Below are 6,075 nucleotides of genomic sequence, written 5' to 3'. Positions count from 1 at the left end.
GCAGGATTGCGTTTGATTTTAGCCATGATTTCATTTCCTCTTTTCTTAATAAAAGCACAAATCGCAAAAAAAATCTGTGCAGGCCGAGCCGTACGCTCTCGACTTACACAGATAAAATTACACTCTCCATAATTCAGCAATTTTACAGCAATTTTTCTGAGTTCCTGATTTCTTCCGATTTCGATTCCTTCGGTTTTACCAATCTGGATTCCTTCAGTTTTTCCTCTTCTTTCGCCAATTCGGATCCCTTCATTTCTATAGGAATTCTGCATTTGAATAATCGCTTCACACATATTGATCACTCCATTCCTTACCTTTACTTTTCTGTCAAATTTTATATTCGTTACTGCTTTAATCAGATCATTCGCCAAGACACACAACTTCGAAAAGTATGATTCATATTTTGCAGAACATCACTCAGTCGATCCTCGTCTTTCGAATTTTTGATGAATACCAGAACTATCCCAAATTCTGGTCCATATTCCATAAGTTCCTCATCTCTTAATGCATAAGGTTCGATCAAATTCAGCGGATGATCTGGAATTTCCATGGTTAAGCTTTTAGAGATACGGATCAGGTCTCTCTGATTTTTAGCAGCAGGCCATGGATCGGCAGATAACCAGAGCACAATTGTCGTTACAAAAGGAAGCGATTGCTCGTTTTGAAAAACTTCTTCCTGTTCTGGATCATCTCGTTTTTCATATTCTGAAATCTGTATCAGTCTCTCATAGATGGCAAGATCGTAGCCATCCGTCCAAAAAACCATATCCTGCGAATTATAAGATTGAGGTTCAAGGCCAACAATCATTGAAAAGCAGCCCTCGTCGTCTTTAAAGATTACTTCCTTGATCAGATCTCTTCGAGTTTCCCGATAAACCAAATCCTCCTCTTTATTAATTCTGATTTGAGCAGCATTGGGATCCATTTCTCTGACACATTCAATCTCCACATCCTTATTACCGGAGAAGCATTTCACATGAACCAGTTGTTCGAATACTCCATCCTGTCGAAGAAGATTTTTTGCAGCCAGATCTGTACTTAATGCAATTGCACAATCCAAGTTGGAATCTCCTCTCATTTATTCTGACAAAATTTGATAGAGAAACCATAACAAAAGAAAGTGACAAATTAAGATGACGCAACCATAATTATTAAATTTGTTATCCTGTTATCAAAACTTCTTTTGATATTTATCTGAAGATATCCATCGGATCTGATTCGATCCAATCTAAGAATTTTTTCTGACACAAAAACATTTAAAAGTCTTACTGAAACTCTCTTTCCAATAAAGGATTAGAAACTGATGATCAAGTAAAACTTCTCAAAACAATCTTCAAAGTTAATGTTCTAAAAACCACATGTCTTTTTTCGAACAGAATAAGACATAAAGATTGATTTCAGAACATGATCAAGAACAGATGTAAAAAAGACGAAGCTTTAGCTCCTCCTTCAACGTTCAATTCCAATTATTTCTGAAAGAATCCAATTCCTGCTGCATCTGGTCCAGCATGAACCGCCAGAACTTCAGAAAGCGAGACCAGATCTTCATCTTTATCCACCAGACTGACCAGCTGTTCTTTCAGATTTTTTGCATTCGTATCATTCAGACCAGAATATCCAATGACAATGGGCATATTGGGATCGAGCGAAATCTCCTCAGCTCTGGCCACAATATTTTTAATCCCCTTCTTGAGTCCTCTGGCTTTTGAATCAACAACGACTTCACCCTTTTCGTCGATGGTCACTACAGGCTTAATTCCGATTAAATCGCCAGCCATGGCAGCGGCTGCGGAAATGCGGCCGCCTTTCTTCAGGTATTTCAACGTTGGAACCACGGCAAGCAGCTTTACTTTTTTCTTATCTTCTTCAAGCTGTTTTGCGATCTGCTGCGCACTTAGTCCCTGATCTCTTAAATCCATTGCTCTTTTGACCAGAGCCGTTTCAGAAAGCGCGGCTTGTCCTGAATCCACCAGCCAGATGTTGTCAAAATCCATAGCTACAAGTCTGGCGGAATTGTAGGTTCCTGAAAGAGTTGAAGATAAAAGAACACCAAGAACTTCATCTCCGTTTTCTGTAATCTTACGGAACACTTCTTCAAAGTCTGCAGGTGTCGCCTGGGAAGTCTTTAAGGAGATTGAGTCATCTTCTTGCATTTCATAAAATTTTTCTTTGGAAATCTCTTCCTTTGATTCTTCGCCATTAATCATAATGGGCAGTTTCATGACGATCAGGCCATTTTCAGGATCGTTTTTCAGCTCCTGCGCACTATCGGTTACAATCCAAATCATTTCTTTTCCTCCATTTGTCGTATTCTGAGTGATCTGACTATTCTATTTCTTTTGATCGAAGCTGAATCCAACTTCAATTCTTCATTTTTTCCTTATTGTTCTACGTTCTGTTTACTGGATTCAGACTCTTTTTGATTGATCATGTGCTCAATCTGGACATTCAGGCTTTCAAGAAAACTGTAGAAACCGTCCCATTGATCGTTATCGAGAATGGAATGAGCCGCATCAAAAATATGGACAGATTGTTCTGAAAGATATTCAGCGGTTTTTTTACCTTCAGAAGACAGAGTATATTTTGATTTATAAAGTGTGCTGTTGTCTTTTTCAATCAGTCCATGGTTCATCAGCCGGGAGAGGCTTCGCGAAATCTGAGCTTTGTCGCTTCCAGCCATTTTGCAAAATTCATCCTGGCGCAGCCCTTCATTGCACGTCTGCAAAGCAAACAGGATCGGTAAGTCGGAGCCGTTGAGATCAAATTCTTTCATATACAGGGATTTCAGTTTGGTCACCTGTTTTTCCATTTTTCCGGTGATCATGAAAAACTTCATGATTTTTTCTGTCTGTTCCATGTCTTCAGTGTAGATAGATTTCGTTGACTTATCAACAAAACGAAGAATAAGACCTTGAATTCCCGAAAAACGCTCAGAATTCGCTTTCATATGCGGTCAGCTGCTCCTTATTTCCGGGATTTTCAGCCGTTTTTGTCCATATAAGAAATGCTTCAGCAGAGCATTGCTTCCTGAATCGTCTAAAATTAAGTTATGTATAAAATCCTGAAAACATCCTTAAGAGGCGAACTGATTGAATTGAAAACTCCAGAACCCGGATGCTGGATCAGCGTGATTCATCCGGATGTTCATGAAATCACCTGGCTGAAAAACGAAATTGGAATTCTTCCTGAGTTTTTGCAGGCTGCTCTTGATCCTGAAGAGACCAGCCATATTGATATTGACCAGGAAGAAAATCAGACTCTGATCATTGCGGATTACTGTCTGAAAAATACATCTTCTTCTCAGGGTATACTTTCCTGCACGACCCATCCTCTGGGACTGATCTTTCAGGAAACAAGAATTATTACTCTCAGCATTGAACCGAACCCCTTCATTGAACAATTGGAGCAGGGAAAAATCAGGTCCTTAAATACTCAGCGAAAGACCGAATTTTTCCTGCATCTGATGTTTTCAATCTCGCAGAAGTATCAGCTGTATTTAAGACAGATCGAGGCGGAATCAGAGCGGATTTCTGATCGCCTGTATAAAAACATTTCGAATAAGGGAATCTCGGAAATGATGGAGCTCGACAAGTCTCTGATTTATTTTTCCGCTTCCTTAAATGCGGATGAAAATACACTTCAAAAGATCCGCAACGGGCGAATCCTTCCCATCGATGAAGAAGATCATGACCTGCTCGATGACGTACTGATCGAATATCAGCAATCGCTTGACATGTGTACGATCTATACATCAATCAATGAGAGAGTTTCCAATGGCTGCAACAGTATTCTTTCCAACAATATGAACGACATCATGAAAAAGCTGACTGTCATAACCATCGTCATGTCCATTCCAAACATGATCTATGGCTTCTATGGAATGAATGTGGGTGATCTTCCCCTTCCCTATGCATGGTTTCCGTTCACTTTCTCGATTATCTGCTGCATCATTTGCTGGATATATTTTCAGATCTCCGGACGCTACAAATAATTCCAGAAAACAACACAAATAGAACGCCAAATTAAAGAACGTGATCCACTTCACGTTCTTTTTTCATTGACTCAATGCCTTTTCTTCTGGAAATATCAAATGGTTTAAATATTCTGGGTGGGTTCTGGGCTGTATGGATGAATTCGCTAAGCTTTCTTGAAAAATTAAAGTTCAGATTCAAAGTACCGGTGTAAAAGAAAGCATGAAGCAGAAAAACAAAAAAAACATCGCAAGAGCTGCCAAAACTACTTCTTCTGCCTCTCCTGCGTCTGTTATGGAAAATAGAATCACTTTAAAGCTGGAACCTAAGGATTCAAAATTGGATGGTAAAATAAAAGTGAAAAACAAATCCGTCCAAACCAAACATCTGACTGGTGCGCCAAAAGGAAATCCACGAAAGACTGGAAAACAAAAGAACGGCCATTCAAAGACAGGTTTAAGGAATAAACCAACCGATAAAGCATTGGATGGTTTTTATCAAAACAAAGTTCGAGCGGCTGATCTTTTTGAAACAGCCCTGAAAGATCAGATTGGTCCACTGAATCCCAAACAACTAAGACTGTCGAATCCAAACCAGAAACATCTTGGAAAAGATGCCAAAACCGATGTTGATCGAAGCAATGTCCTCTTGTTTGAGTATCAGGATAAGTCTGGAACGAAAGTATTAATCACCCTGATTCTGGAAAATCAAAAATATTGTGATGGTGACATGCTCGAACGCCTGCTTGACTCCAGTTATGTTCAGGTTAAACGCTGGTTCGCCAGAGTAAAAGCAAAACCCAAAGCGAGACCCCCAGAAAAGCTGCCAGGAATATATACCGTCGTTTTTTTCCATGGGGACAGCCGTTGGAGTGAATCTATTTCTCTTGATGAAGTGAGTGAAGCTCAAACCAGTGGTGACATACGCTTTGGTTATCACGTTCTTGAACCAAAAGATCTAAAAGAATTCTGTAAGGATCCAGACAACCATGATCTTGGCGTTCTGTTATGCCTGCTGCATGAACTCGAAAGGAAAACAAATACAAAGCAGAACAGATCAGAAAGTGAGTGCGATATCGAATCTCTTATTACAAAATTCGATCATCTTATGCTTACAGCTTCAGAAGATGTAATCAAGGTAGTATCCGCAGAAGCTGGCGTTCCCGATAAATTCGAAGATTGGATTGAACGCAAAAGACAAATGGAACAGAAAGCAGAGGAAGATAAGATGAGTTTTCTAAAGGAATACTATGAAAACCTTGATAAAAAAATTAAAAGACTATGATCATTTAAAACAAAAATACAGCTATTTAGAACAACAAAACAGCCATTTGGAACGGGAAAATAGCGATTTAGAACAAAAATACAATCATATAGTGCAGGAAGCAACACTGATACTCAGTGAGGTACAACTGAATGCCAACAAGGTACAGGAAGATAGCAAAACAAAAGATCGGCAAATTCAGAAATTGCTCGAACACATTAGAAAGAGCGAACCAGAATATAGACTCGATTAAATCAATTCTATCTTGCTAGTTAACTTGGGAAATGGTCATAATCTTGAATGTTTAACTTCAGAATTGGAACATCATCTGTTTAATGCATCAGAAGATGTAATCAAAATAGCTTTATATGAAGCAGGTATTCCATCAATAATTGATGAATGTATAGAATAATACAGACTCTTCGAACCGAAAGCAGAGGAAAATCAAATGAGTTTTCTAAAGGAATGCCATGAATATCTTGATAAAAAGCTAAAAGATTATGATCATTTAAAGCAGGAAGTCAGTCAGTTGGAATAGAAAAACATTCAATTAAAGCAGGAAGTCAGAATGATACAAGAAGATGCTAAAAATTGCAAAATCCGGATGCTGTTCGAGCACATCAGAAAGAATGAACCAGAATTCAGACTCGAGTGAATCATGGTCTATTACTTCGAACAAGCAATCTGCAGCCATCTTGCAGCCATTTAGGTAATGAGAGTGTAATTTTATCTGTGTAAGTCGAGAGCGTACGGCTCGGCCTGCACAGATTTTTTTTGCGATTTGTGCTTTTATTAAGAAAAGAGGAAATGAAATCATGGCTAAAATCAAACGCAATCCTGC

Annotated in this window: 8 protein-coding genes; 3 read left to right on the top strand and 5 right to left on the bottom strand. The window is 38.8% G+C overall.

From position 1 onward, the window contains the following. The 4 genes from BO222_RS04235 to BO222_RS04220 form a co-directional block, all read right to left on the bottom strand. Positions 1 to 293: hypothetical protein (locus BO222_RS04235; protein WP_198931991.1), on the bottom strand; the 293-nt coding region annotated here is incomplete at its 3' end. 62 nt (positions 294 to 355) lie between these two features. Beyond that, the gene (locus BO222_RS04230) at positions 356 to 1,060 is read right to left on the bottom strand and encodes an Rpn family recombination-promoting nuclease/putative transposase (protein ID WP_075818651.1); all 705 of its coding nucleotides are present in this window, start codon (positions 1,058 to 1,060) and stop codon (positions 356 to 358) included. A gap of 406 nt (positions 1,061 to 1,466) precedes the next feature. After that, a complete protein-coding gene (locus tag BO222_RS04225) occupies positions 1,467 to 2,288 on the bottom strand; it encodes a DegV family protein (RefSeq protein ID WP_075818649.1) in 822 nt (273 codons plus the stop codon). A 92-nt stretch (positions 2,289 to 2,380) separates the two neighbouring features. Next, on the bottom strand, positions 2,381 to 2,947 hold the full coding sequence (locus BO222_RS04220) for a MarR family transcriptional regulator (RefSeq protein ID WP_075818647.1): 567 nt from the start codon (positions 2,945 to 2,947) through the stop codon (positions 2,381 to 2,383). Between the two features lie 102 nt (positions 2,948 to 3,049). Here BO222_RS04220 and BO222_RS04215 point away from each other — a divergent pair, with 102 nt between their 5' ends. The 3 genes from BO222_RS04215 (at position 3,050) to BO222_RS04205 (ending at position 5,487) form a co-directional block, all read left to right on the top strand. Continuing rightward, positions 3,050 to 3,991 (top strand): magnesium transporter CorA family protein, encoded by a 942-nt coding sequence (locus tag BO222_RS04215; RefSeq protein ID WP_075818645.1) that lies wholly within the window; start codon positions 3,050 to 3,052, stop codon positions 3,989 to 3,991. A 202-nt stretch (positions 3,992 to 4,193) separates the two neighbouring features. After that, positions 4,194 to 5,255: an Rpn family recombination-promoting nuclease/putative transposase gene (locus BO222_RS04210; RefSeq protein ID WP_075818643.1), complete on the top strand. Its 1,062-nt coding sequence runs from the start codon at positions 4,194 to 4,196 to the stop codon at positions 5,253 to 5,255. Next, positions 5,221 to 5,487, top strand: coding sequence for a hypothetical protein (locus BO222_RS04205; protein WP_075818641.1), 267 nt, complete (start codon positions 5,221 to 5,223; stop codon positions 5,485 to 5,487). Before BO222_RS04210 ends, BO222_RS04205 begins: the two co-directional genes overlap by 35 nt. A 297-nt stretch (positions 5,488 to 5,784) precedes the next feature. On the opposite strand, the gene BO222_RS14055 is transcribed toward BO222_RS04205, so the two are convergent. Further along, positions 5,785 to 6,075, bottom strand: a 291-nt coding sequence (locus BO222_RS14055; RefSeq protein WP_233131203.1) for a hypothetical protein, incomplete at its 5' end; no start/stop codon positions are given.

The sequence above is a fragment of the Ileibacterium valens genome (assembly GCF_001945525.1).
Lineage (GTDB): Bacteria > Bacillota_I > Bacilli_A > Erysipelotrichales > Erysipelotrichaceae > Ileibacterium > Ileibacterium valens.
Note: the sequence above shows the minus strand (reverse complement) of the source record. Positions and strands in the feature narration are given on the sequence as shown.

What these genes read in the sequence shown, in the direction of transcription:
- BO222_RS04225 (WP_075818649.1), bottom strand. Translation starts at nt 2,288, where the DNA reads ATGATTTGGATTGTAACCGATAGTGCGCAGGAGCTGAAAAACGATCCT.
- BO222_RS04205 (WP_075818641.1), top strand. Translation starts at nt 5,221, where the DNA reads ATGAAAACCTTGATAAAAAAATTAAAAGACTATGATCATTTAAAACAA.
- BO222_RS04215 (WP_075818645.1), top strand. Translation starts at nt 3,050, where the DNA reads ATGTATAAAATCCTGAAAACATCCTTAAGAGGCGAACTGATTGAATTG.
- BO222_RS04210 (WP_075818643.1), top strand. Translation starts at nt 4,194, where the DNA reads ATGAAGCAGAAAAACAAAAAAAACATCGCAAGAGCTGCCAAAACTACT.
- BO222_RS04220 (WP_075818647.1), bottom strand. Translation starts at nt 2,947, where the DNA reads ATGAAAGCGAATTCTGAGCGTTTTTCGGGAATTCAAGGTCTTATTCTT.